We start from the raw sequence: 26041 nt of genomic DNA on the forward strand, positions 1-26041 counted from the left end.
AGCCCAGAACATGTTTATTTGAATGTCAATTTAATGGCGCAAGCGTCCGCTTGTGCCGACTTTGCAGTGTTACAATGCGTGCGGACACAAGCGGACGCTTGCGCCAGAATCTGCTTACATGCATTTTGGAACTGGGACATCTCTTTGTAGTTGAACTTATTTCAATTTCACCGATTTCGCCTCACCATTATAGACAATGGTGGCATCTGGCTTGGCGTCAAAATCCATGGCTTTTGATTTGCCAGGCTGCACGAACACTACATGAAAAGTGCGGTTCTTTAACATTCCGTTGAACTCGCCCTGGCGCTTGCCAACCGTTAAGGTCTTAGTGGCTTCGTTGTAGGTGATCGGAATGGTGGAGAACTTTCCTTGCTCGTAGTTGTAGTTCGTGTTTTCATCTTCGTACAGCTCAAATTGGGCATCTTTGCCACCGTACACATAGAGCATAATGGTCTCTGCCGGTTTTTCTGTGGTGTACTGAATTTCCGGCCCGAACGGCAGAATGGAGCCCTCTTTCACGAAGAGCGGCATGCGCTCGTAAGGCGCATCGGCAGAAATCTGGCGACCGCCTTGCTGATAGGTTCCGTCATAAAGGTTGTACCAGCCGGTGTTAGCGGGTAGATACAAGTTGCGTTTGGTGGCCCCTTTTTCGTACACTGGATTCACCAGCAGGCTCGGCCCGAATAGGAACTGGTCGCCAATGTTCTGCACATTTTTATCTGCACTAAAATCCATCACCAACGGTCGCATGATAGTTCCGTTCTCATGGTACACTTTGCCGGTGAGCGAGTAGATGTACGGCATCAGACGGTACCGCAATTTATTGTAGTACACAATAGACTGGTAGGCCTTGTGGTCTTCAGGGGCAATGTTGAATACCTCGCGGAACGGGAACTGCCCGTGCGAGCGGTACAGCGGCGTGAACGTGCCGTACTGGTACCAGCGGGTATTGAGCTCGCGCCATTCTTCCTGCGCGGCTGGGGTCATGGGTCCTCGGTCGTACTTATTTTCCACAAAGAAGCCGCCAATATCAGTCGTCCAATACGGCAAGCCCGACAAGGAGAAGTTGAGGCCAGCAGGAATCTGACGACCCATTTCCTCAAAGGTGGCGGCAATGTCACCGCTCCAAGTGGCGGCCCCGTACCTTTGCAATCCTCCGAAAGCCGAGCGGGTCAAAATGAACACACGGTCTTTGGGGTTACTGCTGCGCTGGCCTTCGTAGATACCCTTGTTATGCTGCAGCACATACGCGTTGAAGTATTTGGTAGCAGGGCCGAGATACGTCGGGTTCATAAGTGCCTTACGGTGCGGGATAGATGCGTTGGAAAGAATATCTGGCTCCGAGGCGTCTTGCCACCAAGCGTCAATATCCAGGTGGTAGAGTTTTTCGTCAAGTAGTTTCCAGAACAACTTGCGCCCCTCTGGGTTAAAGGCATCATAAAACGTAGACACATAGCCTTGGCCAATCCAGTCCCTGATTTGCTCTTTGATGCTGGTTTTGTAAAGCAGGCCTTTTTCATCGAAGGCTTTGTATGCCTCAATTCCTTCATAAAACTTGGGCCAGGTGGAGATCATGAAGTGGGCATTTTGGTCGTGCACCTCTTTAATCATTCCTTTAGGGTCTGGAAAACGGGTTTCATCGAACTCTTGGCTCCCCCATTGGTCTTCTTTCCAGTAAGACCAATCCTGCACAATATTGTCTAGCCCAATCTTCCGTTTACGGAACTCTTTCACCACGTCCAGCAGCTCCTGCTGGGTTTTGTAGCGCTCGCGGCTTTGCCAGAAGCCCATGGCCCACTTAGGCATTACCTGCGCCTTGCCTGTCAACTGCCGGTAGCCGGAAATAACTTCGTCCATATTCTGACCGTGCACAAAATAGTAGTTCAGGATATCACCGGCCTCAGAAGAGAAGGCAATTTTGTTCAGGTCAGCGGCCGGAATGGGTGGCAAATACCGAAGCGCCAGATAAGACACGTTGCCGTCTGGGTTCCACTCAAGCTTGAAAGCATGCTTCTGTCCTTTCTTCAGCTCATGCTTAAACACTGACAGCCCCGGATTCCATGCTTCGCGCCAGCGGTCCAGCAGCAGTTTGCCGTCTATCCATACTTTCACGTAGCCGCTGGATGGCATCTCGAAACGGTGCACACCAGAAGCATCACTTTCCAGAAAGCCCTCCCAGGTCATGAGACCACCTTCCAACTTATATCCTGCGGGGTACTCTGTCTGATCTTCTAAGAACTCATAGCTGATTTCCTGCTCCTGCCGCACAATGGGCGCCTTGCCCGTATTAAGGTCAAAAGCATAGGTAGCCGTGAGGCCACTTGGCTGCTGATCTTTGCCATAGAGTTTCAGCGCTGACAATTGCCGGTACGGGCGCACATCGCCAAACTTAGTGATGGAATAGTTGTCCCAGAGAATGCCATAGTTTTTGCTGGACACCAGAAATGGCACCACCGCCACTGAATTGTACTGCGTTAAATCCACCTGCCAGTCGCGGTAGTTCATGAGCCCCGCCTGGTGTTGGCCCAATCCGTAGAAAGCTTCGTCTGCCGCCACATTGAACCCTTGGTGCAATTGGTAGCTTTGCGAATTGTCCAGCTTTACGGGCACAAAAACCTTTTGTCCCTGGTTATTCTCCTGCAGTAGCTTCTTGCCGTTTTTGTCATAGAACGTTACCGCCCCAGTCTCAGCAGATACCTCTGCCCGAAGTTTATTAGTGGAAAGCACTAGCGTCTTTCCTTTCTCCTGCAGCTGCCATTTTGGTGCAGCACCTTTGTTTTCCAGTACCATCAGGCTGGGCTCTTGGTCAAAGTTCTCTTCCGGCGTAGCCGATACGTGAATAATGTTATCTGCGACAACGCGCACTTTAACAGCCCGAGGCGCTCCGGCGGATTTCGTACTCAGATTCACCAACACACCATCTTTTAACTTCTCATAGTTTTTGCCGGTTGGTTTTTGGAAAGAGAACAGCCCAATGAGCAACGTAAAGCAAATGATGTTTTTGAACTTCAGTAGCATAAATTTATTCATGGAATGGCTAATCTTTTGGCAGAAACAGTTATTTCTTGCAGCTCTGCAAAAACAGATAATTTAATGAGCCTAAAGATAAGTAGGATAGAAAAAGCAGGCAGGCACCAAATGTTTCCTATGGGGGCTGAATTGGTTAACAGCTACAAAGGAGATTCGCACCTTTGGGATTACAGGTTAACTCCTCCCTCACTTACGGCACAATTGGTATGGCTCTGTTTTGGGCCTGTAATTCAGAAAGCAAGCCAAAAGCAAGTAGGCATAGCACCTGTCATCTCTCCTATATCGCGCTACCCACTCCGGCAGACTCTTTGCGCTTTGGGCATTGTGGGGTGGGCACCATATCATTTGTTTCTGTAACTTTGCCCCATGGAATTTACGGTACAACAAATTGCTGATTTACTCCAGGGCCAGGTACAAGGAGACGGGAACGCCAAAGTAAACAGACTCGCCAAGATAGAGGAAGGTGCCCCGGGCGCTCTTTCTTTTCTTTCAAACGCCAAATACGAGCACTTTCTCTACACTACCGGTGCCACGGCCGTGATTGTGTCAAAGAATCTGGAGCTCAAGCAGGCTGTAAATACCAATCTTATTCAGGTAGAAGACCCTTACACGGCCTTCTCTGCTTTGCTAGAGGTGTACCAGAATGCACTTGCCGCCATGCGCGAGGGTGTGGAGGAACCTTGCTTCATAGGCGATAATTCCACCATCGGGGAAAAACATTACCGCGGCGCCTTCTCTTATATAGGTAAAAACTGTAAAATTGGTAGCGGCGTGCATATTTACCCGCATGTGTACATTGGTGACAACGTGACCATTGGCAATAACACAGTGCTTTACGCTGGTGTGAAAGTGTATCCTGATTCGGTTATTGGGAGCTACTGCACGCTACATGCCGGGGCGGTGATTGGCTCTGACGGCTTCGGGTTTGCGCCTCAGAAAGACGGCAGTTACAAAGCCATTCCACAGATCGGCAACGTAGTACTGGAAGATAATGTACGCATTGGCGCCAACACCACTGTTGACTGTGCCACTATGGGTTCCACCATTATAAGGGAGGGCACCAAAATCGACAACTTGGTACAGGTAGCCCATAATGTGGAAATTGGGCGCCACACCGTAGTAGCCGCCCAAACCGCTTTTGCGGGTTCATCTAAAGTAGGGAATTACTGCACCATTGCCGGACAGGTGGGCGTGGTAGGCCATATCTCTATTGCCGACAGAACCATTGTTGGGGCAAAATCAGGCATTTCTAAGAACATAAAAGAAGAGGGAACCTTTGTGCAGGGAGCCCCTGCGTTTGATTATAAACAGAATCTCAGGGCTATGGCCGTGTTCCGGAAACTGCCTGAGTTGCAGAAACAGATAGAGGAACTCAGAGAAAAGCTTTAACTTTAACCCCTCTTTACCTATTACGTGCTTCATGAACGATAAACAGCATACCATTAAGGCGCCGGTGACGGTATCTGGTATTGGATTGCATACCGGGGTAGTGTCTAACATGACTTTCATGCCTGCCCCCATCAACCACGGGTACAAATTCCAACGCATCGATTTGCCTGACCAGCCCATTGTAGATGCTGACGTAGATAATGTGGTAGACCTTTCCCGCGGAACCACCATTGAGCAGAACGGAGCACGCGTAAACACGGTTGAGCACGTTTTGGCTGCCTTGGTTGGCTTGGAAATAGACAACGTGCTCATTCAAATTGACGGCCCCGAGCCCCCAATCATGGATGGTTCTTCTATTCTTTTTGTGCAGCCGCTTTTAGACGTTGGTTTGGAAGAACAGAACGCGCTTCGCAACTTCTTTGAGGTACCCGAAGAAATCAGGTTCAAAGACGGCTCCCGCGAAACAGAAATCGCCATTCTGCCTTTAGACGATTACCGCGTAACCGTTATGGTAGACTACCATTCTCCGGTTTTGGGCAGCCAGCATGCCTCTTTAACGGACCTGAACCAGTTCAAAGATGAGATAGCCTCTTGCCGCACCTTCTGCTTTCTGCACGAGCTGGAAATGCTTTACAAGCAAAACCTTATCAAAGGTGGCGATTTGAGCAATGCCATTGTAGTGGTAGACCGCGTGGTGGAAGAAAACGAGCTGGATTATTTATCTGATCTGCTCAAGAAGCCTAAGGTTAGAGTAAAGAAAGAAGGCATTCTGAACAACGTGGACCTGCGTTACAAAAACGAGCCTGCCCGCCACAAACTGCTGGATCTTATTGGCGACTTAGCACTAGTTGGCCGTCCGCTGAAAGGCCAGATTTTGGCTGCCAGACCAGGGCATGCTTCTAACGTAGCTTTCGCTAAGAAGATAAAGAAGTACATAAACGAGACCATGGTGAAAAATGCGCCGATGTATGACCCAAAGCGTACCCCGGTCATGGATATCAACAAAATCATGCAGACGCTGCCGCACCGGTACCCATTTGTATTGATTGATAAGATCATTCACCTAGATGACACCACCGTTACCGGTATCAAGAACGTCACAGTAAATGAGCCATTTTTTCAGGGCCACTTCCCGGGTAACCCTGTTTTCCCGGGGGTTTTCCAGATAGAGGCCATGGCCCAGACTGGCGGCATTTTGGTGCTGAACACCGTGCCAGACCCAGAGAATTACTGGACGTACTTTTTAGGAATTGACAAGTGCCGGTTCCGTCGAAAAATAATACCCGGCGATACCATCATATTCAAATGTGAACTGCTGGCTCCAATAAAGCGTGGTATCGCGAAAATGCAAGGTCAAGCTTACGTGGCTGGCCAATTAGTAATGGAAGCAGAGATGTCTGCCAGCATCGTAAGAAAAGACGCATGAACCAACCCCTAGCTTACATACACCCCGAAGCCAGAATTGCGCAGAACGTAGTGGTTGAGCCATTTACCACCATCTCAAAAGACGTGGAAATTGGCGAAGGAACCTGGATAGGCCCCAACGTAACCATCATGGAGGGCGCCCGCATTGGCAAAAACTGCCGCATTTTTCCGGGTGCGGTAATTTCGGCCCCGCCGCAAGACTTAAAGTACAAAGGCGAACCGTCTACCGTACAGATTGGCGACAACACCATCATTAGAGAGTGCGTGACCCTGAACCGCGGTACGGCCCTTGATAAAAACACCACCGCCATTGGTGAGAACTGTCTTATCATGGCTTATGTGCACGTGGCGCACGACTGCCTTATTGGGAACAACGTGATTGTTGCAAATGGCGTGCAGTTGGCAGGTCATATTCTGGTGCATGACCACGTGTTTATTGGGGGCACGTCAGCGGTGCACCAGTTCGTGAGCATTGGTGCCCACGCCATGGTCTCTGGTGGTTCTTTGGTACGTAAAGATGTTCCTCCGTTTATAAAAGCCGCCCGTGAGCCATTGGCTTATGCGGGGGTAAATTCCATTGGCTTGCGCCGGAGAGGTTTCACCAACGAACAAATCAACGATATTCAGCAAATCTACCGCATTTTGTTCATGAGCGGCTTGAACACTGCCTCTGCTGTAGATAGAATAGAGCTAGACCTTTCCCCTAGCCCGGAGCGCGACGAGATTGTAAATTTTGTGCGTAACTCTGGCCGCGGCATTATCAAAGGCTATCAGCGCGATGCAGATTAAGCTTTCCAATTTAGGCAAGCGTTTTAATTACGAGTGGATTTTCCGGAATCTGTCCTATGAGTTCACCACAGGCAAGGCGTATGCCATCTTGGGGCACAACGGGTCCGGGAAATCCACTTTGCTTTCTATCCTGAGCGGTTTCCAGTTAGCCTCTGAGGGTAAAATTGATTATGCGGTGAATGGTAGAGCCGTGACTGTTGAGGAGTTGTATCGTTACCTTTCTATTGCAGCGCCCTATCAAGACTTACTGGAGGAACTCACACTGGAGGAGATGATACTATTCCACACCCGCTTCAAGGCACTTAGGAACATTACCCCCCAGCAACTCCCCGACCTCCTCAACCTTCAAGCCTCCCGCCATAAACTGGTGCGCGATTTTTCCTCAGGTATGCGCCAACGGCTGAAACTGGGGTTGGCCATTTACTCCGACACTCCCCTGTTGCTGTTAGATGAACCTACCACCAATTTAGACCAAGATGGCGTGGCGTGGTATCTAGAGCACCTGCACCAGAACCGCAGGAATCGTTTGGTCATTATCGGCTCAAATGTACCGCATGAATACAGTTTCTGCGAGGAGCAACTGCCAATAAACCAGTTTCATTATAAGGCACAGGGACGGAAGAAGCTATAGGTATTTTCCTGTTTTCAGGCTGTTTTTCAAAAAAGAGGGCTAAAACAGAATGCGCCCGCTCAAAAAGACCTCGCAGTGTCTCCAAGACCTGCGAGTGTCTGTGCCAGTATCGTTTGCCTACCAATTCAGCACACTACAAGCGATTCACCCATTGAAGGGGGCAGAAATGTTTACACGTTTTAGCCATGACTTTCTCGACTGTAAGGACAGGTCGCGACCTGTCCAATCCGGTAGCCGCAGCAGCCAAGCCAGCCCTAAAAGAATAAACTGGCAATTTCTCTTGTTACATTGCGAACCAAATACCTCTCCTAGCGCAAAGGACAGGTCGCGACCTATCCCTACATCAGCAATGCGTGCTCTCCTTTCTAAACATCCCCCTCGCCCCCTTCAAAGTGGGAGTATGCTCTTTGCTCACTTTGATAATAACAGCAACTGAAAAAATAAAAAGCTAGACTGTCGTTTTCGGCCTGTTTTCCAAAAATCAGCCCCAAAACAGCTTTAAAAGTAAAAAAGCCACCGCAAGTGGTGGCTTTCCCATATATGTAGTAAGGTGGCGCAGGGCTTTGCTTTGGGCAAAGCATATATCTACAAGAGAAGTCTAATTACAGACCTCTTACCTTTCAGTCTTAATACAAAAAACGTTCCAAGTTTTACCAGTTACTCATTAGCCGGATACAGCACTGGGGGCTCCTTTTCCTTTGTTTTAAGGATGAACGGCCGAAGGGCTTCGGTCTCCTCTAAGTACAAGAATGCGTCGTACCGTTCCGGAATGATGGTAGGTACGTAATTGCCGAACATTTCGCGGTTAGGGTCATAGACTACACCAATGGCGCGGTGCCCTATCTGCTGACGGGCTTCGTCAATTTCGCGGAGTTCGCGGGAAAGCAGGAGCTTGTCGGTGGCGCCCAAGTTATGGAGCCAATCTTCCCAAGAACCTTCCTGGGCAGGTGGCATCTCCATCTTCTTCATTGGGGCACCCCAAGAGTCGCCGGCAATGACGGTACCTTCATAAGACCCGAAACCAGCTAAGTACACGTTTTCACGGCCGTACTGCTCGCGGGCCAGCTGACCTATGTTTACCATTCCGGCACGGGCCATATCGGTGAAGCGGGCGTCGCCTACATGGGTGTTGTGTTCCCAAATAATTACTTTGGAGTCAGGGCCATGGAATTCAAGCAGGCGGTTCAGCGTCTCCATCATGTGCGTGTCGCGCACGTTCCATGAGTTTCCGCCGCCCCTTACCATGGTCTTATAGTATTTCTCAGCGTTAACCGCTACCAAGGCATTCTGCTCAGCATCAAAATCAGACTCTGGATTAGAAGCAGGATTTTTGTGCTGTTGCTGTGCCATTTCCTTCAGCAGTTCAAGCACTTCTTCCTCGCAATCTTCTGAGACGTAAGCCACGGCTCTGGCATAATCCTGCGGGTCTGAGCTGTAAGGTTCAAAACATTTAAAGGCTTCTTTCGCGGCTTTTACGGCTTGGCCGTCTTTCTTCTCCAGGTATTTCATGATACGCTGCAGAGAATCCCAGAGGCTGTACACATCTAAGCCATAGAACCCTACTTTCTTGTTGTTGGGGTGGTCGTTGTGTTCTTTCAGCCACTCTACCAGCGCCGCAATTTCCCAGTTGCCCCACATCCAGGTAGGCCACCGGTTAAAATGCTTCAGCACGTCAGACACTTTAGTACCTGGCTTACAATAACCCTTAATGAATTGGTTTACCTGATAGCAGTCGGGCCAATCGCCTTCCACGGCAATAAAGGTAAAGCCTTTCTCTTCTATCAGTCTTTTAGAAATAGCCGTACGCCAGGCGTAGTAGTCAGACGTGCCATGTGAGGCTTCCCCCAACATCACAATACGGGCATCTCCTATATCATCTAATAAAACATCTAAATCAGCTTTGTTCTCCAGCCTATGGTATGGCAAGTTAGTGTATGTCATGGATAAAGCGGTAAAAGAATTACTTGCCCTTTTACCCCTCCTGCTTTCATAAGGTTTGCCTGATTTAAACCATTTTTTAAAAAAATATTACAAAATCATAAAAAGTCAGGTTTAGCAACGGGCGGAACAAAGCTTTTATCAAAAACCAGGACCTACATTTCTAAATCGCCACTCCCTCAGCTAAATATATCATTTTTAATATACTTTCTGTCTCAAATCAACCGCCCTTACGCCATAATTATCACCTATCACAGGTTGGCACGGGCAGTGAGACTTCTTGTTTTAGGCCTATTTTTACAAAAACAGACCTAAAACAAAAAAGCCCCACTCCAAAAAGGAATGAGGCTTCTTTAGCGACAAGAGTAAATCTAATTAGCGGCACCGCCAAACACACGGCGTAATAACTCGGTGGTGCGGGCAATAGGGTTTTCGCGGATGTTGGCTTCCTCCTGGGCAACTAATAAGAATAATCCGTCAATGGCTTTTTGGGTGGCATAGGCCTCTAAATCTGGATTAACCTTTTGCACTAGCGGTATGCGGTTGTATTGGTTCACCAAATCAGCGTAATACTTGGTGGCGTTCACCTTATCTAGCGACTGGCTCATGATGGGCCGGAAAGCCTGCGTCAGTTGGTCAGTCGTGGTGCGGCGCAGAAACTGGGTAGCGGCGTCTTTCTCGCCTCTTAAAATGTTCCAGACATCGTTAAACGTGAGTTGCCTGATAGCATTCATAAAAATAGGCACTGAGCTTTTTGCTGCGTCTTCGGCCCCACGGTTGAGCGTGAGAATAAACTTGTCAACTTGGTCGCCCAGCCCTACATTGCGAAGCGTATTTTCTACCCGCTGCACATCAGGCGGAAACGGAATACGGATAAGGCTGTTTTGGTAAAACCCGTTGGTTTGCGAAGCCTGCGTAGCTCCTCTGTTAATTCCTTGTGCCAGGGCTTCACGCAGACCCGAGGCAACTTCGGTTTGGGTCAAAGGTCGGTTGGCGCCTACGGTACCATTGATTCCGTCCATGGTTTGCTGAATCTGGCTGGCGGTGCAACCGGAAAGGCCAATAAAAGCGAGTACAGCCAAAACAAAAGCTGGCGATATAAGTTTGCTCATACGTGCGTTCATAGTGTTAAAAGTTGGTAAAGTACCCTACGCATAAATCAGACCAAAGAAATGAAAAAAAATATATTGGCAGAAATTATCACCGTTGGTGATGAACTTCTGTACGGACAGGTCATTGACACCAACTCGGCCTGGATGGGCGAGGAACTGGGCAAAATTGGCATAAGAATTAAACAGATAACCAGTATTTCTGACCAAAGAGAGGCCATTTGTGAAGCCTTGTCGGCGGCCATAGAACGGGCGGATGTGGTATTAATGACCGGCGGACTGGGCCCAACCAAAGATGACCTTACCAAACACACTCTTGCCGAATACTTTAAAACCGAGCTGCAATTGCACCAGCCTTCTTTAGACGATGTAGAAGCCATTTTTAAACGCTACAACAGGCCTATGCTGGAGGTAAACCGGCAACAGGCTTTCCTTCCGGCTACCTGCACCCCCATCAGAAATGTGTTAGGCACTGCACCCGGAATGCTGTTTCAGGAGCAAGACACCTTGATTTGCTCTATGCCTGGCGTGCCGTTTGAAATGAAACGCATGATGACCGATACCGTGCTGCCGCTCCTGCAATCCCACTTCCAGCTGCCAAAAATTGTGCACAAAGTGGTACAGACCATTGGCATAGGCGAATCATTTTTAGCCGAAGCCATTGCCGATTGGGAAAATAACCTGCCCCCCAACCTGAAACTGGCATATTTGCCACACCTTGCGGGGGTGCGTTTGCGGCTAACCGGTGTGCCTACCGCCGAAGAAAATCTGGAGCCCCTCATGCAAGCGCAAATAGAACAGTTAAGCCTGTTGATTCAGCCATACATTTTTGCCTACGGCGAAGTAACCTTAGAAGAAGCCATAGGCCAACTGCTCAAAAAACAGAACCTGACCATTGCCACAGCTGAAAGTTGCACCGGTGGATTGGTGGCACATAAACTCACCAGCGTGCCCGGCTCCTCGGCATATTTCATGGGCAGTGTGGTAGCCTACAGCAATGACGTAAAAACGGCGCAATTGGGGGTGAAATCAGAAACGTTGGCTCAACATGGCGCTGTAAGTGAAGAAACCGTCAAGCAAATGGCTGAAGGGGTGCGTACCCTGCTGAAAACCGACATTGGTGTGGCCACCAGTGGCATTGCAGGGCCAGACGGTGGCACCCCAGAAAAACCCGTCGGCACCATTTGGATTGCCTATTCTGATGCCCACCAAACCCTAGCCCGCAAAATTAACTACAACAAAACCCGATTGCTCAACATAGAGTACACCACCCTACAGGTGCTAAACCTAATCCGGCAAAGTTTACCGCCAACCGTTGACCAATAAGCAAAAATCTCTAATTTTGCCTAACAGATGTTAGCTTTTCAGGATTCTCTGCCTTGTTTGCCTGTTTGGTTTCAGGTTTTTCTGTAACATTGCATAGAAGACTATTTGCCTTCATCTCACAGACACCACGGTTTCTGTTTATTTTTAACTGATAACCCCAATACTGACAATATGGCCCTTGTAGAAATGGTGATGCCCAAAATGGGCGAAAGTATCATGGAAGGTACCGTGCTTAAATGGTTGAAACAAGTAGGTGACACCATTGAGCAAGATGAATCTGTACTGGAAGTAGCCACCGACAAAGTGGATACTGAAGTACCTGCCATTCAAGGCGGTGTACTGAAAGAGATTCTGGTACAAGAGGGTCAGGTAGTGGCCGTAGGCGCTCCCATTGCAGTAATTAGCACTGGCGGCGATGAAGGCAGCTCCTCTACTTCTGCTCCGGCACAAGCATCAGAAGCACCATCTGCCCCAGCAGCACAACCTACTACCCAGCCCGCCGCCCATCCAGCCGAGGCACCGCAGGCTTCCGCCCAAACGACACAGCGTCTGGAGCAGCCGGCATCCGGTAGATTCTATTCACCGCTGGTACTGAACATTGCCCGCGAGGAAGGTATTTCAATGCAGGAACTGGAGTATATTCCGGGTACCGGCAAAGAAGGACGTGTTTCTAAAAAAGATATTCTGGAGTATGTGGCTAACCGCCAAAGCGGCGCCCAAACTGCTCCGGCTCAGCCACAGCCAGCTGTCCAACCACAGGCACAAGCACCTGCTCAGCCATCTGCCCCACAACCGGCCGCTTCGGCACCAGCTTCTGCCCCATCGGCTCCGGCCCAGTCCTACAGCGGCAACGTAGAGATTATAGAGATGGACCGCATGCGGAAAATGATTTCGCAGCGCATGGTAGACAGCAAGCGCATTTCACCGCACGTCACCTCTTTTGTAGAGGCCGATGTGACCAACATTGTGAACTGGCGGAATAAAAATAAAGACGCCTACAAGAAGCGCGAAGGCGAAAACCTCACCTTTACGCCTATTTTTATTGAAGCCATCGTGAAAGCTATTAAAGACTTCCCGATGATTAACGTGAGCGTAGACGGTGACAAAATCATTAAGAAGCGCGACATCAACATTGGCGTGGCCGTTGCCTTGCCGAGCGGTAACCTGATTGTGCCGGTTATTCATAATGCCGACCAGATGAATCTGAACGGTTTGTCTAAAAAGCTGAACGACCTGGCCAACCGCGCCCGCATCAATAAACTCACGCCAGCTGACCTGTCAGACCCTACCTACACCATTTCTAACGTAGGTTCTTTCGGCAACGTGATGGGTACGCCTATCATTATGCAGCCGCAGGTAGCCATTATGGCCGTGGGCGCTATCAAAAAGAAACCAGCCGTAATTGAAACTCCGGAAGGCGATTTAATTGGCATCCGCCAGTTTATGTTCCTGTCGCACAGCTATGACCACCGCGTGGTAGACGGCTCTTTGGGAGGTATGTTTGTTCGCCGCGTAGCCGATTACCTTGAGGCTTTCGACCCGAATCAATCCATCTAAATCTGGAAATGTGGAGATGTGACGATGTTTTCGTTTCCGGTTCAGAACGGCTCTCTGCAAAAACAGAGAGCCGTTCTGTTTTCTGCCTGTTTTAAGAAAATCAGCCCTAAAACACATATTGCAAAACTCGATATCCTAGAATATAGTAAAAGCTTTATCTTGGCTGGCAAAACCTGACCTAACACTATGAAAAATACCCTGTTTCTTATTCTTACTGCTTTCTTCTTATTCTTAGCCATTTACTTTTATTGGGGCATGAGCAAAGCCGAAAGCCAGTTGGTGGTGTATGAAGAAAAGGTCACTAGCCTGGAAGAACAGGTGCGCCGGTACACCCACCGACCAAACGTTGACTCGCTCACCCCTATCTCACCTGTAACCCCACAGGTTGACACGTCACCGGATGACACTAAAGTCACGCCACCAGAATCTGCCGCCTTTGAAGACGAACTAGGTAGTTTGAGCAATGGAGATGTGCAAAGACTAAAGCGGAAAGGACTTAAAAACCCGGAAGCTGATTTGATGAATGACCTTATGCGCAAGCAGAAAAGCCTGCTCACCACTTCCGGTACTATGGGCGGCACCATGGCCATCAGAGACATCCGCATTTTAAACGACCGCCACGCCCTCGCCTATTTTGAAGACGGACACAACGGCGGCCACCTGTTGCTCAGATACAGCGTAGAAAACGGCAACATCTCCTGGACCAGGCTTGATTCTTATACTATCTAGCTTTTTTGGTTTGTTTTTAAGAAATTAGGGCAGAAACATACTTCGGCTGCAATTCCTAATATTATTCTTTTTTGAAGGGATAATTTTCTGCTGATTGTAAAATTCTTGATCCTTCACTTTTGTCATCCCGAGCGAAGCCGAGGGACCTAACGGAAACATTTTATAGAGAAAGGCGAAGTGGCTGCTACTGCATCTGATGGGTCTCGAGCTGTCCGTACATCATCATCAGCTGCTCAAAAGACCTCGCAGTGTCTCCAAGACCTGCGAGTGTCTCCGCCAATAGCCATTGAGCATTCAGCTACTTATTCAAAAACCTATAGTAAATCCAACCGCCTACTGCATACAGCACCACATCTACCACATCACCGGTGTAGCGTTCCATATACTGCGGCAGAACTACCTCAAACAGAACAGACACATACACCACCACAAACGCCACCTGATATACACTGAACCTAACCTGTGTTCCGTAGAAAAACCGCATGACAAACAGCGTGACGGTTAGAACAAGAGGCAGGCACAGCAGGTCGTCTAAGAAATGTTGAACAACTAGCGGACGCGGTATCTGGAGCCAAACAATGCCCCTATGCCCCAGGTAAATAGCCGTCAGTATCCAAAAGATTGGCCGGAAAGTTTGCCAGCTTAACCGGCCAGCACTGCTATCAGCCATAAAATAAAAGATACTACGGCTGCAAAGGCCAACTGGAACCCTAACCCTATAGATTTCCAGAGTTTGGTGAAGGAAGAATCATCGGGGTTAATCTTGATGAGGTCAACGGTGAAGCGCTTGCTTTCTTCTTCCTTCCGCTCTTCCTGCGCCTGCTGCCGGGCAAAGGCATCGGGATCTAAAAGGTGCTGGCAGTGCTCACATCTATCAGCTGGATCATGGTTCCAACTAGACCATTGGCCGCAGTGAGGGCATTTCTTACTTGATTTCATATCTTTACGTACGGGCTCAGGCATCAGAAGATTGTAAAAACGGAGTGTTCTGTCCCTTCATTCTTTGCTAAAGTAAAACAGGAAAAGAAAACTATACCATTGTGGCACCTACATCTTCTGAATAAACCCTGCTCTGCTTCTGCTTTTAACCTACTTTCTGAAAAACAGGCCCTAAACAGAAGCAGAGCAGCTACTTCAGCCAGTTCAGGTTTGAAAACAAGCAAAGGTATTTTCTGATAGTCATAGCGGTCTTGCAGATACAGGAAATCTGAAACTGTGGCAACGCATTCATTCTTGCTTATCTTTGCCCAAACCCGACTGCCGTGTATAAACAACTCATTCGCCCGCTGCTTTTTCAGATGGACCCTGAAAAGGTGCACCACCTTACCGCCAATACTTTAAAAGGAGCTTTTCAACTACCGCTAACCAAATCTATTTGCCGCTCTATGTTTCAGGTCTCAGACCCTAGGCTGGAGCGTGAGGTGTTTGGGCTGAAGTTTCCTAATCCGGTAGGACTTGCCGCAGGTTTTGACAAAGACGCACGGCTGATTGATGAGTTCTCTGAGTTGGGTTTCGGGTTTATTGAAATAGGAACGCTTACCCCTAAAGCGCAGGAAGGAAACCCTAAACCACGCCTGTTTCGGTTACCGCAAGACGGAGCCATTATCAACCGCATGGGCTTTAACAACCAAGGAGTTGACAGAGCGGTGGAACAACTGCGCATGCGCAAAAGCAATGTGATTGTGGGCGGCAACATCGGCAAAAACAAAGTCACGCCCAACGAGCAGGCGCTGCAAGACTACCTCTACTGTTTTGATGCGCTGTATGACGTGGTAGATTATTTTGTGGTGAACGTAAGCTCACCCAACACGCCAGATTTGCGGGCCTTGCAAGAAAAAGAGCCGCTGCTGGAACTGTTGAGCAATCTACAGAACCGGAACCAAGGCAAAGCTAAGCCAAAGCCCCTACTCCTGAAAATTGCCCCAGACCTAAATCATGCCCAGTTGAACGACATTGTGGAGATAGCCGTGCAAACGAATCTTTCTGGTGTTATTGCCACCAACACCACCATTAGCCGGGCTAATTTGAATACACCGGCGCAGGCCGTAACGGAAATTGGCGCGGGCGGTCTAAGCGGAAAGCCTTTGACCAACGCCTCTACTGAAGTGCTGAAATACCTTCGGCAGCAGTTGCCACAGCAAGTGAGGTTAGTGGGCGTGGGCGGCATTATGACACCCGAAGATGCCTTGGAGAAGTTAGCGGCCGGCGCCGACTTAGTGCAACTTTACACGGGCTTTATTTATGAAGGACCTGCCCTCATAAAGCAAATTAACCAACGCCTTATCAGTTAACTACTCTGTCTTTCACTATATTCAGAGAACCATATACAGCTAAATTCTTCCAAACTAATTGAACAGAAAATTGTAGATTTGAGGTTTGGAGATATCATGGCTACGAATACATATAAACGAGATGTAGGGACTGATCCGCGGCCTAAGAACATGCCGAGGAGTCAGAACGAACCAAAGGGGAAGTTTGAAGGACGGGCTCCTAAAGAGCCCCGGCAGAAAAGGACTTTTTCAGCCCCTCAGCTGCCTTTTACCTTTCTGAAAGATCGGCGGCTGCAGCTGTTCTTCGGTTTCTTCTTTCTGTTGTCTTCTTTGTACCTGTCTATTGCTTTTGTCTCGTTCTTGTTCACCGGAGCCGCTGACCAAAGTGTGGTTGAGTCTGTTACTACTTCTGATGTAAAAGAGGCGGGTCTGGAGTCAGAAAATTGGCTGGGCTTATTTGGCGCCTGGATTTCTGATTACTTTATTAACCGCTGGTTTGGAGTTGCTTCCTTTTTCTTTGTCCCAATGGTCTTTTACATTGGGTACCGTATTGTTTTCCGCCGCACCAATGTCACCCTATCCTCTATTGTTACCCTTTGCCTGTTTGGCCTGCTATGGGGCAGCATTTCTGCCGGCTACATTGTTCTCACTAGCCTGAATGTAGAAGGATATGGCTTTCTAAGTGGAGCCATTGGATATGAATCTGCCCTTTGGCTGCAAAGCCTGATTGGTGTAGGCACAGGGTTTTTACTTGTGTTTTTACTCGTGATGTTCGTGATTTTCTTCTTTGACATCACCACCCTTAACCGGCCTAAAGCCTCTAAGGCCAGTGAACCTGCCGTGGCGGCCAACACTGTGGCCAGACCAACAGAATCAGCAGCAAACGTGTATGCTTCTCCTTCTGTGGCCATGAACCACCTCACCAACCCGACCGGCACACTTGAACCCGAAGAAGAGGAAGAGCAAGAGCCCACTATAGAGCCGGAAGAAGAATTCACACCACCATTTGCCGTGCAGCAACAGGTATCTGCTGCTGCTAAGGAACTAATTATTGATCAAGAAGAAGAGAATGAAGTCGAATTATTCGCTGAAAATGATCTTCCCGTTACTCCGCGGCCCACTACTTCCACTTCCGTTCCGCTGTCTCTGGAGGTAGAAGACGATGTGCTGATCATTGAAAATGAGCAGAATGTACCGGCACTGGAAGATGAGGAGTTAGATTTGGACATAGCCAAAGTGGAGCCGGAAGACGAAGCCGACACCTTGACGAGTGAAAACTATGATCCTACCTTGGATTTGCCGCGCTACCAGTATCCTTCTATTGATTTACTCACCGATTACGGCGCCGCCAAAGTACAGGTAACCAAAGAAGAACTGGAGGCAAACAAAGACAAAATTGTAGAAACCCTCGGTAACTATAGCATTGGCATAGCCAGCATAAAAGCGACCATTGGCCCTACCGTTACACTGTATGAAATAGTACCAGAGGCTGGTGTGCGTATTTCCAAAATCAAAAGCCTTGAAGATGATATTGCTTTGAGTTTGGCTGCCCTAGGAATCCGGATCATCGCTCCTATTCCGGGTAAAGGCACTATTGGTATTGAGGTACCGAACAAGAAAAAGGAAATGGTGCCTATCAAGGCAATTTTGAGTACTGAGAAGTTCATGAAGAGCGAAATGGATTTGCCTATCGCCTTCGGAAAAACCATCACGAACGAAGTATTTATCACTGACTTGGCCAAAATGCCTCACTTACTTATGGCGGGTGCCACGGGGCAGGGTAAATCGGTAGGTTTGAACGCCATACTTACTTCGCTGTTGTACAAGCGCCACCCCTCACAGCTCAAATTTGTGTTGGTAGACCCTAAAAAAGTGGAATTGTCGCTGTTCAACAAGATTGAACGCCATTTCCTGGCCAAACTGCCTGACACAGATGAAGCCATCATTACTGATACAAAGAAAGTAGTTAACACGCTGAACTCGCTCTGTATGGAGATGGACCAGCGCTATGACCTTTTGAAGGAGGCAGGTTGCCGCAACCTAAAGGAGTACAACCTTAAATTTGTAGAGCGACGCCTCAATCCAAAGAAAGGGCACCGCTTTATGCCGTACATCGTGTTGGTAATTGATGAGTTAGCTGACTTGATGATGACCGCCGGTAAAGAAGTGGAAACACCTATTGCCCGTTTGGCCCAGCTGGCCCGTGCCATTGGTATTCACTTAGTGGTGGCCACACAGCGTCCATCAGTGAACGTAATCACAGGTATTATCAAAGCCAACTTCCCGGCTCGTATATCTTTCAAAGTAACGTCTAAAATTGACTCACGTACAATCCTGGACACTGGCGGAGCCGATCAGTTAATTGGCCAGGGCGACATGCTGTTCTCACTGGGTTCAGACCTGATCAGGGTACAGTGCGCGTTCGTTGACACCCCTGAGGTTGATCGTATCTGTGATTTCATTGGTGAACAACAGGGCTATCCGGATGCGTATATGCTGCCAGAGTTTGTAGGCGATGACAGCGGCAACGAAAAAGCCGAGTTCGACCCTAGCAACAAAGACGCTATGTTTGAAGAAGCAGCCCGGATTGTGGTGACTCACCAACAGGGAAGTACTTCTTTGCTGCAACGCCGCCTGAAGCTGGGCTATAACCGCGCAGGCCGTTTAATTGACCAATTAGAAGCCGCCGGCGTGGTTGGTCCGTTTGAAGGAAGCAAAGCCCGTGAAGTTTTAATTCCAGATGAATACAGTTTGGAACAGTTATTGAATAACATGAATCCATAACGTAGGAATTCATTTATTCTCATTTAACTATAGAACCATGAAAAGATTATTTTCTATGCTGCTCGCTCTCTTAGCTGTTGTTCAGATAGCAAGCGCGCAGAATAATACCAAAGACCCGCAGGCAGAGAAGATTCTGGATGCCATGAGCAAGAAGTACCAAAGCATGAAAGCTTTCAGGGCTTCTTTCTCTCAAACTACTGAGAGTCCTTCTGCCAAAGCGAAGGAGACTATTAATGGCGACATAACGGTGGCCGGCAATAAATTCAGACTGGCGGTAGCCGGACAGGAAATCATCAACAACGGCACTACCATCTGGACTTACATGAAAGATGTAAACGAAGTGAACATCTCTGACTTTGACCCGGATGATCAGGAAATGACACCTAACCAAATCTATTCGCTTTACAAGAAAGGCTACAAGTATTATTACGCCGGTGAAGCAAAAGAGGGCGGTGAGGCCGTACATGTGATAGAATTAACTCCGGAAGATCGGCAGAACCAGGTGTTCAAGATCCGGATGCACATCAGCAAGAAGGACAACACCCTGAAATCATGGAAAATGTTCCGCAAAAACGGCAACCGCTATACGTACACCATTAAAAAATTCACACCCAACCCAACCCTTGAAGCAAACTACTTCGCGTTTGACAAGAGCAAGTACAAAGGCGTGAATGTAGTGGATCTCAGATAGAATCAGGTAGCACGTATCAAGTATCAAGACAAAGAGGCTCCTGCTTTAAAGCAGGGGCCTCTTCTGTTTTAGTGCTGTTTTCTGAAAAGAATAGCTAAAAGGGCACTCAGCAAAGACTCTCGCAGGTCCTCCGGACGCTACGAGGTCGTTTGAGCAGGCGGTTTGGTATCAGCAGGCGAACTGAACCCACCCCTACCCCTCGAGTCCTGAGTCATCAAATAATATAGAAAAGATACCATTCCCACTCTTGCCTTTCCTGCGGGAGCGGGCAACGCAGTGCCAAGGGCACGCAGGCGCTTAGCGGGAGCACGAGACGAAGGTTCAAATTAGTAGTAGCCACCGATACAATGGAACTTCGCACGGCTGCCAAGTGGTAAAATAATTGGAGCCCCTCCTGTCTGAGCGGCAGCGAGTCAGGGGCTTCTTGATTCTTTTGGTTACTTTTCTCATCAAGGAGAAAAGTGACAAACCCCAGCAGGGAGAGAAGAAGCTAGAAATATAGGAATAGCGGTTGTGGGAGCAAAAGCCGTAGAGGTTGTTGGTGAGAACACGCAACAACGGCGGAAGGTACAGCGGTGTTGGGAGTAAAAGTGCTGGTAGAATATTGCATCTTCGTTAGATCCTTCGGCTAGCGCTCAGGATGACCAGAAGAAGTAGAATTTGAATTATGTTAGCTGAAACCTGTTTTTCATCCATTTCCCTAAAAACAAGGCAAAAACAACTTAGCTTTGCAACAACCCAATCCTGCCAAAACTATGACCAGAGACCAGCTATTTGAGCAAATCCAACGCAAGCGTTCTTATCTGTGCGTTGGCCTAGACACCGACATAAAAAAAATCCCGCCGCACTTACTCAACCACGAAGACCCAATTTTTGAGTTTAACCGTCAGATCATTGAGGCAACGTCAGATCTGTGTGTGGCATATAAACCTAACATTGCCTTTTATGAAGCCCATGGCCCCAAAGGCTGGGTGAGCCTACAGAAAACATTGGAAGTTATTCCGCAAGATGTCTTCACCATAGCAGATGCCAAACGTGGCGACATCGGCAACACATCAGAGCTATACGCGAGGGCATTTTTTGAGCAGATGAATTTCGACTCCATCACGGTGGCACCCTACATGGGCGTTGACTCGGTGCAGCCATTCCTGCAGTTCCCAAACAAATGGGTAATTCTGCTGGCACTCACCTCTAACCCGGGGCACGATGACTTCCAGATGCTGAGTGTGGTATCACATGGCAAATCATATTTCTTATTTGAGAAGGTGTTGGAAAAAAGTCAAGCTTGGGGTACGCCAGAAAATTTAATGTACGTGGTAGGCGCTACCCGCTCAGATTATGTAGAAAGAATAAGAGCCTTAGCGCCAGATAGTTTCTTGTTGGTGCCTGGCGTGGGCGCTCAGGGAGGAAGTCTTGAGGAGATTTCAAAATTCGGAATGAACAGCCATTGCGGTTTGTTAGTAAATTCTGCAAGACAAATTATTTACGCCTCACAAGGAGAAGATTTTGCAGAAAAAGCGAGAGAAGCGGCCTTGGCAGTACAGCAGGAAATGGACCGCTACCTGAACGACTATTTACCTGCCTAAGCGTTTTAGACCTAATTAAAGGAAATCAGCTGGAAAACGGCAACAGCCTTTCGGGCGCTCCTGCGTAAGAACAGGAGACGCACGAAAGGCTGTTCTATGAAAGAGGATTTTCTGCACTACATCTGGCAATACCAGTATTTCCACAAAGAACAACTGCAAACCACCGCAGGCGAGGAAGTGGTAGTGCTACACCCTGGCTTCTACAACAAAGGAGACGCTGGCCCAGATTTTTCCTCGGCGCGGGTACTAATTAACAACACTGAATGGGCTGGAAGTGTGGAAATACACTTAAAATCATCTGACTGGCGGCGCCACCAGCACCAGCATGATGCTAAGTATAATCAAGTAATTCTGCATGTGGTGTGGGAAGAAGACGAACCTGTGCGCCGGCAAGAAGGAACTCTTATGCCCACTCTTGAACTGAAAGGACTGGTAAATCTGCCGTTGCAGGCGCAGTACCAAGAACTGTTCTGGAGCAAAGAGATCATTCCCTGCGCTCCTCAGGCACCAAAGATTGATTCCGTGCACAAATCTTCCATGATGGATAAAACCTTGGTGGAGCGATTGGAGCTTAAAGCGGGTCTTGTGCTGGAAAGGCTGGAACAAAACAAGCAGGATTGGGAAGCCACTGTTTACCAAACCATGGCTTACGGCTTTGGATTTAAAATAAACCAAGATGGCTTTCTGCGGCTTACACAGGTACTGCCATGGAACATAATAAACCGGTACTGCAATAACCCAAACCAACTGGAAGCTCTTCTTTTCGGACAAGCTGGTTTTTTACATGTTGCAGAAACAGCCATTGCCGACGAATACGTGCAAACCTTAGCAAAAGAACACCGCTTCCTCGCTCATAAGCACAACCTCTCCCAGCCCTTGCCCAAGAGCGCATGGAACATGCTTCGCTTGAGGCCCGCTAATTTTCCGGCAGTGCGACTGGGTCAGTTTTTTGCCGTTCTGCAGGCGCACCCGCACCTATGGTCGGAGTTGGCTCTCTGTGACAGCAAAGAAAACTATTACCGCTACTTCCTTCAAACTCCACCTATTTACTGGCAACAGCATTATGCCCCTGGCAAACCATCAGCCCACCAGTTCCCGCACATAGGTGAAGAGAGCATACAGAACCTGTTAATCAATGTGGTGGCGCCATTACTGGTAGCCTATGGCAAGCGCATGGGCAATGAAACGTATCAAGATAAAGCCATAGAGTTGCTGGAGAGCCTAGGTAAAGAACAAAACAGAATCACTAGGTTGTACAGCAATTTAGGTTTCACCCATAGAAGTGCCGCTGACTCTCAGGCGCTCATTGGCCTCTACCACACGTACTGTACACCCCGAAAATGCGTACATTGCGCTGTTGGCCATCGCCTGATGAAACAGAACCTCACCTAATTCAATGCCGTTGCACTCTAACTGGCTTCACCTTCCTGTTTTCTTTCTGCTGGTATACTGGCTGTGGCGTTCTTTGGGTAAGCCAGAGCAGAAGCCGCTCATCTTTTGGAGTGCATTGCTATTGAAGCTAGTGTGCGGAATCTTGCTTGGGTGGCTGTACTTAACTTACCTGCCAGGCGGCGACACGTGGGGCTACCATAAGCAGGCGGCAGTAGTAGCAAATTGGGCGACTGACAATCCCGTGGATTACCTGCGGTTCCTCATTTTCAATGAGCACGTTCCTCTGCAGATACGGTTCAAAGAATTCTCCAATACCTTTTTCTTTCTGAAACCACTAAGTCTGCTACACCTGTTCACAGGCAATTCTTACTGGGGCAGCAGCCTTTACTTATCCCTTTTCAGCTTTTGGGGATGCTGGTTCCTGGTGTCTCACCTCCGGCGGCACTTCCCCCAATTTGGTACGGCAGCTACTATTTCATTTTTATTCTTCCCTTCAGTAGTTTTCTGGACGAGCGGAGTCACAAAAGACAGTGTCTTAATGGGCAGCCTTTGCTTTACGATTGGCCTCTTCCTGCAGATTTTAAAGCAAGAACAACCGAAGCCATTTTATAAGTACCTGCTCTTGATACCGGCAATTTGGCTCTTGTGGCGAATTAAATTTTTTCTGGCAGCCGTCTTAATTGTGTTAATGGTCACGCACCTACTTTTAAAAACTATTACGCAGCGGGTAGTTTGGTTGCAGTCGAAAGAGCGGCAACTGCTGGCTTGGTCTGCACTCATGTCGGGCGGGGCATTTGTGGCCTCGTTTGCCCATCCCACATTCAACCTCAGCTTTTTTGTGCGGCACATTGTCTGGAACTACCGGAACATTATGGCTGTCTCAGACCCCGAAAAGCCGCTGCTGGTGGTGTACAAACTACAGCCCAGCCTGTGGTCAGTCATACAAAATGCTCCTTCTGCCCTCCTCCAGATGGTCTTCCGGCCTTTCATCTGGGAACCAGCGCCGCTATTTTATAAACTGGCTGGTATAGAGAATCTGCTTATTGCTCTATTAGTAGTGGTCGCCATTACAAATTTGGTACGTCACAAGAAATTCCCATCGTTGCCGGCATTTCTTGGGGTGCTGCTGCTGTTTTTCGTGATTGGAGGGGTGCTGGTTTCTTTGCCCACGCCCAACTTCGGTTCTTTGCACCGTTACCGCGCGCCGTTGTTGCCGTTTTTCCTATTGCCCATTTTGGCTTGGGGACCAGTTCCGCAGTGGCTCCGGAAGCTCCTCTAAAACAGGAACTAACCTATTCCGTTTTCTTTCCCTATTTTTGCAGGATATTCTGTTTTAGCCTTATTTTCTTCAAGACAGCCCTGAAACAGACTCAAATGTTCTCTCCAGACGCATTGTCTTGTGTAGAGAAGCACCTATAAAATTAAAATTTATGCAGAATCCTGTTATCATATTGGGCGCCCAGGAACTGGGAATATTAGCTTTGGATGCCTTTCAGAGCAACGATGTAGTGGTGTATTGTTTCTTAGACGACCAAGTAGCCCTGCAACAGAAAGAAGTGAATGACATCACCGTGATGGGCAACACCGAGGATGAGAATTTCCTGAAGCTGCTGGGCAAAAAATGTGATGTGTTTGTGGCCGCCGAAGATACAGCCGCCCGCAAAAGCCTCACCAAAATGCTTAAAGACGAATACAAGGTAGTACCGGTAAACGCCATCCATAAATTCAGCTATGTATCTGAGCACGCTTGGCTGGGTCACGGAAACTCAGTTCAAGCCGGAGCGGTAATCAACTCTAACGCTAAAGTGGGTGACAGCTGCGTTATTGGTCCCAGAGCTGTAATAGACGCCAATGCCGTGCTGGAGGACCATGTACAGCTAGGAGCCGGTGCCATGGTTAACGCCGGAGTTACTATTGCCGAGGGTGCCTTCATCGGAACCGGAGCCGTGGTGGTATCAGGTGTAAAAATTGGCAAGAACGCCCGCGTAGGAGCCGGTGCCGTGGTAGTAGCCGACGTAGCCGCCAAGCAAACCGTATTCGGTAATCCCGCAAAACCAGTTTAGTTTGAACTTAAGACGCAAGATTCAAGACACAAGACTTTCCCAAAGTACTGACTCAGAACCTAGGCTCAAGACTAAAGCTGACGAATGTCATTTTCTGTTTTGGGACTGTTTTTCCTAAATTTGCCCTAAAATGGAATTCAGGATAAAAGTCTTGTGTCTTATGTCTTGAATCTTGTGTCTCACAAAAATTTACACTTAGCTTGAAACTAAGCAGTATGAAAAAGTACAGTATCTTACTCTATTACCACTACACCAAAATTGAAGACCCGGAACTGTTCCGCGAGGAGCACCATTTGCTGTGTCTTAAGTTAAACCTGTTGGGTCGTATAATTGTGGCCGCCGAAGGCTTGAATGGTACCGTCTCCGGATTGGTGGAAGATTGCGAGGCTTACATGGCCGCCGTAAAGGCAGACCCTCGTTTTGCCGGCATTGACTTTAAAGTTGATTACGCCGATGAGCACGCCTTCACCAAACTGCACGTGCGCCACAAGCCGGAAATTGTACACGCAGGCCTCCGCAACATAGACCCAACGGAACGAACGGGGGTGCATCTGTCGCCGCAGGAGTTCAAGGAGATGAAGGACCAGGAGGACGTGGTGGTGCTGGATGTGCGCTCTGACTATGAGCACAGCATGGGCAAATTCAAAAATGCCGTGACACTTGATATTGAGAACTTCAGGGAGTTTCCGGAGAAGCTGGACGAGCTGAAGGAGAAGTACGACGGTAAAAAAATTCTGACCTACTGCACCGGCGGTATTAAATGCGAGAAAGCCAGCGCCTTTTTGCTGGAAAAAGGCTTTGAAAACGTGTACCAGCTGCACGGCGGCATCATTAAATACGGCATAGAAGCCGGCGGCGAAGACTTCGAGGGCAAATGCTATGTATTTGACAACCGCGTGGCCGTTGACGTGAACAAGGTGAACCCAGTGGTGATTTCCCGCTGCCACGTGTGTGAAACGCCATCGGCTAGAATGGTGAACTGCGCTAATCCGCACTGTAACCTGCACGTACCTATTTGCGAGGAGTGCGGCGTAAAAATGGACGGAGCCTGCTCTACCACCTGCCAGGAGCACCCAGACAAGCGTCCTTACGACGGCACTGGCTATTACCAGAAAAACACCAACGGCTACAACCCGTACAAAGGCTTGAACCGCCGCAAGACGGAGCAACCCAAGGCTGTTTAATTTACTATATCATAAACAAAGCGCCGCTAGTTGCTTCTAAGGCAATAGCGGCGCTTTTCTATTTTCATACCTTTACCCGATAGCCGCTTCTCTTTACCGGATCGGCTGTACCAGGCAAAGAATATTTTTAAGCTCGTACCACCTAAAA

General features: G+C 48.5%; 21 protein-coding genes. 16 read left to right on the top strand and 5 right to left on the bottom strand.

The genetic code is table 11. The features are described from left to right. Positions 1-156: 156 nt before the first annotated feature. Complete coding sequence (locus tag A8O23_RS07795; RefSeq protein WP_066619115.1) at positions 157-3030, bottom strand: TIM-barrel domain-containing protein; 2874 nt, start codon at positions 3028-3030, stop codon at positions 157-159. 63 nt (positions 3031-3093) lie between these two features. Between A8O23_RS07795 and A8O23_RS07800 the strand changes: the two genes are divergently transcribed. Genes A8O23_RS07800 through A8O23_RS07820 form a run of 5 tightly spaced genes read left to right on the top strand, consistent with a single transcriptional unit; the run spans position 3094 to position 7264 of the window. Continuing rightward, positions 3094-3387 carry a hypothetical protein gene (locus A8O23_RS07800; RefSeq protein WP_153042117.1) on the top strand — a complete coding sequence of 98 codons (294 nt, stop codon included), beginning with the start codon at positions 3094-3096 and terminating at the stop codon, positions 3385-3387. Positions 3388-3396: 9 nt separating this feature from the next. Next, positions 3397-4419 carry a UDP-3-O-(3-hydroxymyristoyl)glucosamine N-acyltransferase gene (gene lpxD / locus A8O23_RS07805; RefSeq protein WP_066619118.1) on the top strand — a complete coding sequence of 341 codons (1023 nt, stop codon included), beginning with the start codon at positions 3397-3399 and terminating at the stop codon, positions 4417-4419. A 31-nt stretch (positions 4420-4450) separates the two neighbouring features. After that, positions 4451-5845, top strand: coding sequence for a bifunctional UDP-3-O-[3-hydroxymyristoyl] N-acetylglucosamine deacetylase/3-hydroxyacyl-ACP dehydratase (locus A8O23_RS07810; protein WP_066619120.1), 1395 nt, complete (start codon positions 4451-4453; stop codon positions 5843-5845). After that, positions 5842-6633: an acyl-ACP--UDP-N-acetylglucosamine O-acyltransferase gene (lpxA, locus tag A8O23_RS07815; RefSeq protein ID WP_066619122.1), complete on the top strand. Its 792-nt coding sequence runs from the start codon at positions 5842-5844 to the stop codon at positions 6631-6633. Before A8O23_RS07810 ends, lpxA begins: the two co-directional genes overlap by 4 nt. After that, positions 6623-7264 (top strand): ABC transporter ATP-binding protein, encoded by a 642-nt coding sequence (locus tag A8O23_RS07820; protein ID WP_066619124.1) that lies wholly within the window; start codon positions 6623-6625, stop codon positions 7262-7264. Before lpxA ends, A8O23_RS07820 begins: the two co-directional genes overlap by 11 nt. Positions 7265-7921: 657 nt before the next feature. Here A8O23_RS07820 and A8O23_RS07830 read toward each other — a convergent pair. After that, positions 7922-9205, bottom strand: a complete 1284-nt coding sequence (locus A8O23_RS07830; protein ID WP_066619128.1) for an erythromycin esterase family protein — start codon at positions 9203-9205, stop codon at positions 7922-7924. Positions 9206-9573: 368 nt separating this feature from the next. Beyond that, the gene (locus A8O23_RS07835; protein WP_066619136.1) at positions 9574-10314 is read right to left on the bottom strand and encodes a DUF4197 domain-containing protein; all 741 of its coding nucleotides are present in this window, start codon (positions 10312-10314) and stop codon (positions 9574-9576) included. Between the two features lie 60 nt (positions 10315-10374). On the opposite strand from A8O23_RS07835, the gene A8O23_RS07840 reads away from it, so the two are divergent. The 3 genes from A8O23_RS07840 to A8O23_RS07850 all read left to right on the top strand — a co-directional run bounded on the left by A8O23_RS07840 (position 10375) and on the right by A8O23_RS07850 (position 13923). After that, complete coding sequence (locus tag A8O23_RS07840; protein ID WP_066619138.1) at positions 10375-11637, top strand: competence/damage-inducible protein A; 1263 nt, start codon at positions 10375-10377, stop codon at positions 11635-11637. 171 nt (positions 11638-11808) lie between these two features. Further along, positions 11809-13194, top strand: a complete 1386-nt coding sequence (locus A8O23_RS07845; protein ID WP_066619140.1) for a dihydrolipoamide acetyltransferase family protein — start codon at positions 11809-11811, stop codon at positions 13192-13194. Positions 13195-13380: 186 nt separating this feature from the next. Continuing rightward, positions 13381-13923, top strand: a complete 543-nt coding sequence (locus A8O23_RS07850; protein WP_066619142.1) for a hypothetical protein — start codon at positions 13381-13383, stop codon at positions 13921-13923. 298 nt (positions 13924-14221) lie between these two features. Here the strand turns inward: A8O23_RS07850 and A8O23_RS07855 are convergent, their stop codons facing one another. Further along, entirely contained in the window at positions 14222-14593 is a 372-nt protein-coding gene (locus A8O23_RS07855; RefSeq protein ID WP_066619144.1) for a hypothetical protein, read from the bottom strand. Continuing rightward, the gene (locus tag A8O23_RS07860) at positions 14566-14862 is read right to left on the bottom strand and encodes a hypothetical protein (RefSeq protein WP_066619564.1); all 297 of its coding nucleotides are present in this window, start codon (positions 14860-14862) and stop codon (positions 14566-14568) included. The genes A8O23_RS07855 and A8O23_RS07860 overlap by 28 nt, the downstream gene beginning before the upstream one ends. Positions 14863-15185: 323 nt before the next feature. Here A8O23_RS07860 and A8O23_RS07865 point away from each other — a divergent pair, with 323 nt between their 5' ends. From A8O23_RS07865 to trhO, 8 genes are all read left to right on the top strand, one after another. Beyond that, complete coding sequence (locus A8O23_RS07865) at positions 15186-16214, top strand: quinone-dependent dihydroorotate dehydrogenase (RefSeq protein ID WP_066619147.1); 1029 nt, start codon at positions 15186-15188, stop codon at positions 16212-16214. 96 nt (positions 16215-16310) lie between these two features. After that, positions 16311-18977 (top strand): FtsK/SpoIIIE family DNA translocase, encoded by a 2667-nt coding sequence (locus tag A8O23_RS07870; RefSeq protein ID WP_066619149.1) that lies wholly within the window; start codon positions 16311-16313, stop codon positions 18975-18977. A gap of 37 nt (positions 18978-19014) precedes the next feature. Continuing rightward, the gene (locus A8O23_RS07875) at positions 19015-19668 is read left to right on the top strand and encodes a LolA family protein (RefSeq protein WP_066619151.1); all 654 of its coding nucleotides are present in this window, start codon (positions 19015-19017) and stop codon (positions 19666-19668) included. Between the two features lie 755 nt (positions 19669-20423). Then, the gene (pyrF, locus tag A8O23_RS07880; protein ID WP_066619154.1) at positions 20424-21254 is read left to right on the top strand and encodes an orotidine-5'-phosphate decarboxylase; all 831 of its coding nucleotides are present in this window, start codon (positions 20424-20426) and stop codon (positions 21252-21254) included. A gap of 96 nt (positions 21255-21350) precedes the next feature. Further along, entirely contained in the window at positions 21351-22646 is a 1296-nt protein-coding gene (locus tag A8O23_RS07885; protein WP_066619157.1) for a DUF2851 family protein, read from the top strand. A 4-nt stretch (positions 22647-22650) separates the two neighbouring features. Beyond that, positions 22651-23925 (top strand): hypothetical protein, encoded by a 1275-nt coding sequence (locus A8O23_RS07890; protein WP_066619160.1) that lies wholly within the window; start codon positions 22651-22653, stop codon positions 23923-23925. Between the two features lie 151 nt (positions 23926-24076). Continuing rightward, positions 24077-24709, top strand: a complete 633-nt coding sequence (locus A8O23_RS07895) for a NeuD/PglB/VioB family sugar acetyltransferase (protein WP_066619163.1) — start codon at positions 24077-24079, stop codon at positions 24707-24709. A gap of 215 nt (positions 24710-24924) precedes the next feature. Further along, positions 24925-25893 carry an oxygen-dependent tRNA uridine(34) hydroxylase TrhO gene (gene trhO / locus A8O23_RS07900; RefSeq protein ID WP_066619165.1) on the top strand — a complete coding sequence of 323 codons (969 nt, stop codon included), beginning with the start codon at positions 24925-24927 and terminating at the stop codon, positions 25891-25893. Positions 25894-26041: the final 148 nt, after the last annotated feature.

Origin of the sequence: Rufibacter roseus, from assembly GCF_001647285.1 — a bacterium.
In the GTDB taxonomy this organism is placed as follows: domain Bacteria; phylum Bacteroidota; class Bacteroidia; order Cytophagales; family Hymenobacteraceae; genus Nibribacter; species Nibribacter roseus.

Bases quoted from the DNA above. Each gene is read 5' to 3' on its own strand.
- lpxD (WP_066619118.1), top strand. From the start codon at position 3,397: ATGGAATTTACGGTACAACAAATTGCTGATTTACTCCAGGGCCAGGTA.
- A8O23_RS07860 (WP_066619564.1), bottom strand. From the start codon at position 14,862: ATGAAATCAAGTAAGAAATGCCCTCACTGCGGCCAATGGTCTAGTTGG.
- lpxA (WP_066619122.1), top strand. From the start codon at position 5,842: ATGAACCAACCCCTAGCTTACATACACCCCGAAGCCAGAATTGCGCAG.
- A8O23_RS07870 (WP_066619149.1), top strand. From the start codon at position 16,311: ATGGCTACGAATACATATAAACGAGATGTAGGGACTGATCCGCGGCCT.
- trhO (WP_066619165.1), top strand. From the start codon at position 24,925: ATGAAAAAGTACAGTATCTTACTCTATTACCACTACACCAAAATTGAA.
- A8O23_RS07830 (WP_066619128.1), bottom strand. From the start codon at position 9,205: ATGACATACACTAACTTGCCATACCATAGGCTGGAGAACAAAGCTGAT.
- A8O23_RS07800 (WP_153042117.1), top strand. From the start codon at position 3,094: ATGAGCCTAAAGATAAGTAGGATAGAAAAAGCAGGCAGGCACCAAATG.
- A8O23_RS07885 (WP_066619157.1), top strand. From the start codon at position 21,351: ATGAAAGAGGATTTTCTGCACTACATCTGGCAATACCAGTATTTCCAC.
- A8O23_RS07835 (WP_066619136.1), bottom strand. From the start codon at position 10,314: ATGAGCAAACTTATATCGCCAGCTTTTGTTTTGGCTGTACTCGCTTTT.
- A8O23_RS07850 (WP_066619142.1), top strand. From the start codon at position 13,381: ATGAAAAATACCCTGTTTCTTATTCTTACTGCTTTCTTCTTATTCTTA.
- pyrF (WP_066619154.1), top strand. From the start codon at position 20,424: ATGACCAGAGACCAGCTATTTGAGCAAATCCAACGCAAGCGTTCTTAT.
- A8O23_RS07855 (WP_066619144.1), bottom strand. From the start codon at position 14,593: ATGGCTGATAGCAGTGCTGGCCGGTTAAGCTGGCAAACTTTCCGGCCA.
- A8O23_RS07810 (WP_066619120.1), top strand. From the start codon at position 4,451: ATGAACGATAAACAGCATACCATTAAGGCGCCGGTGACGGTATCTGGT.
- A8O23_RS07875 (WP_066619151.1), top strand. From the start codon at position 19,015: ATGAAAAGATTATTTTCTATGCTGCTCGCTCTCTTAGCTGTTGTTCAG.
- A8O23_RS07795 (WP_066619115.1), bottom strand. From the start codon at position 3,030: ATGAATAAATTTATGCTACTGAAGTTCAAAAACATCATTTGCTTTACG.
- A8O23_RS07820 (WP_066619124.1), top strand. From the start codon at position 6,623: ATGCAGATTAAGCTTTCCAATTTAGGCAAGCGTTTTAATTACGAGTGG.
- A8O23_RS07895 (WP_066619163.1), top strand. From the start codon at position 24,077: ATGCAGAATCCTGTTATCATATTGGGCGCCCAGGAACTGGGAATATTA.
- A8O23_RS07840 (WP_066619138.1), top strand. From the start codon at position 10,375: ATGAAAAAAAATATATTGGCAGAAATTATCACCGTTGGTGATGAACTT.
- A8O23_RS07890 (WP_066619160.1), top strand. From the start codon at position 22,651: ATGCCGTTGCACTCTAACTGGCTTCACCTTCCTGTTTTCTTTCTGCTG.
- A8O23_RS07845 (WP_066619140.1), top strand. From the start codon at position 11,809: ATGGCCCTTGTAGAAATGGTGATGCCCAAAATGGGCGAAAGTATCATG.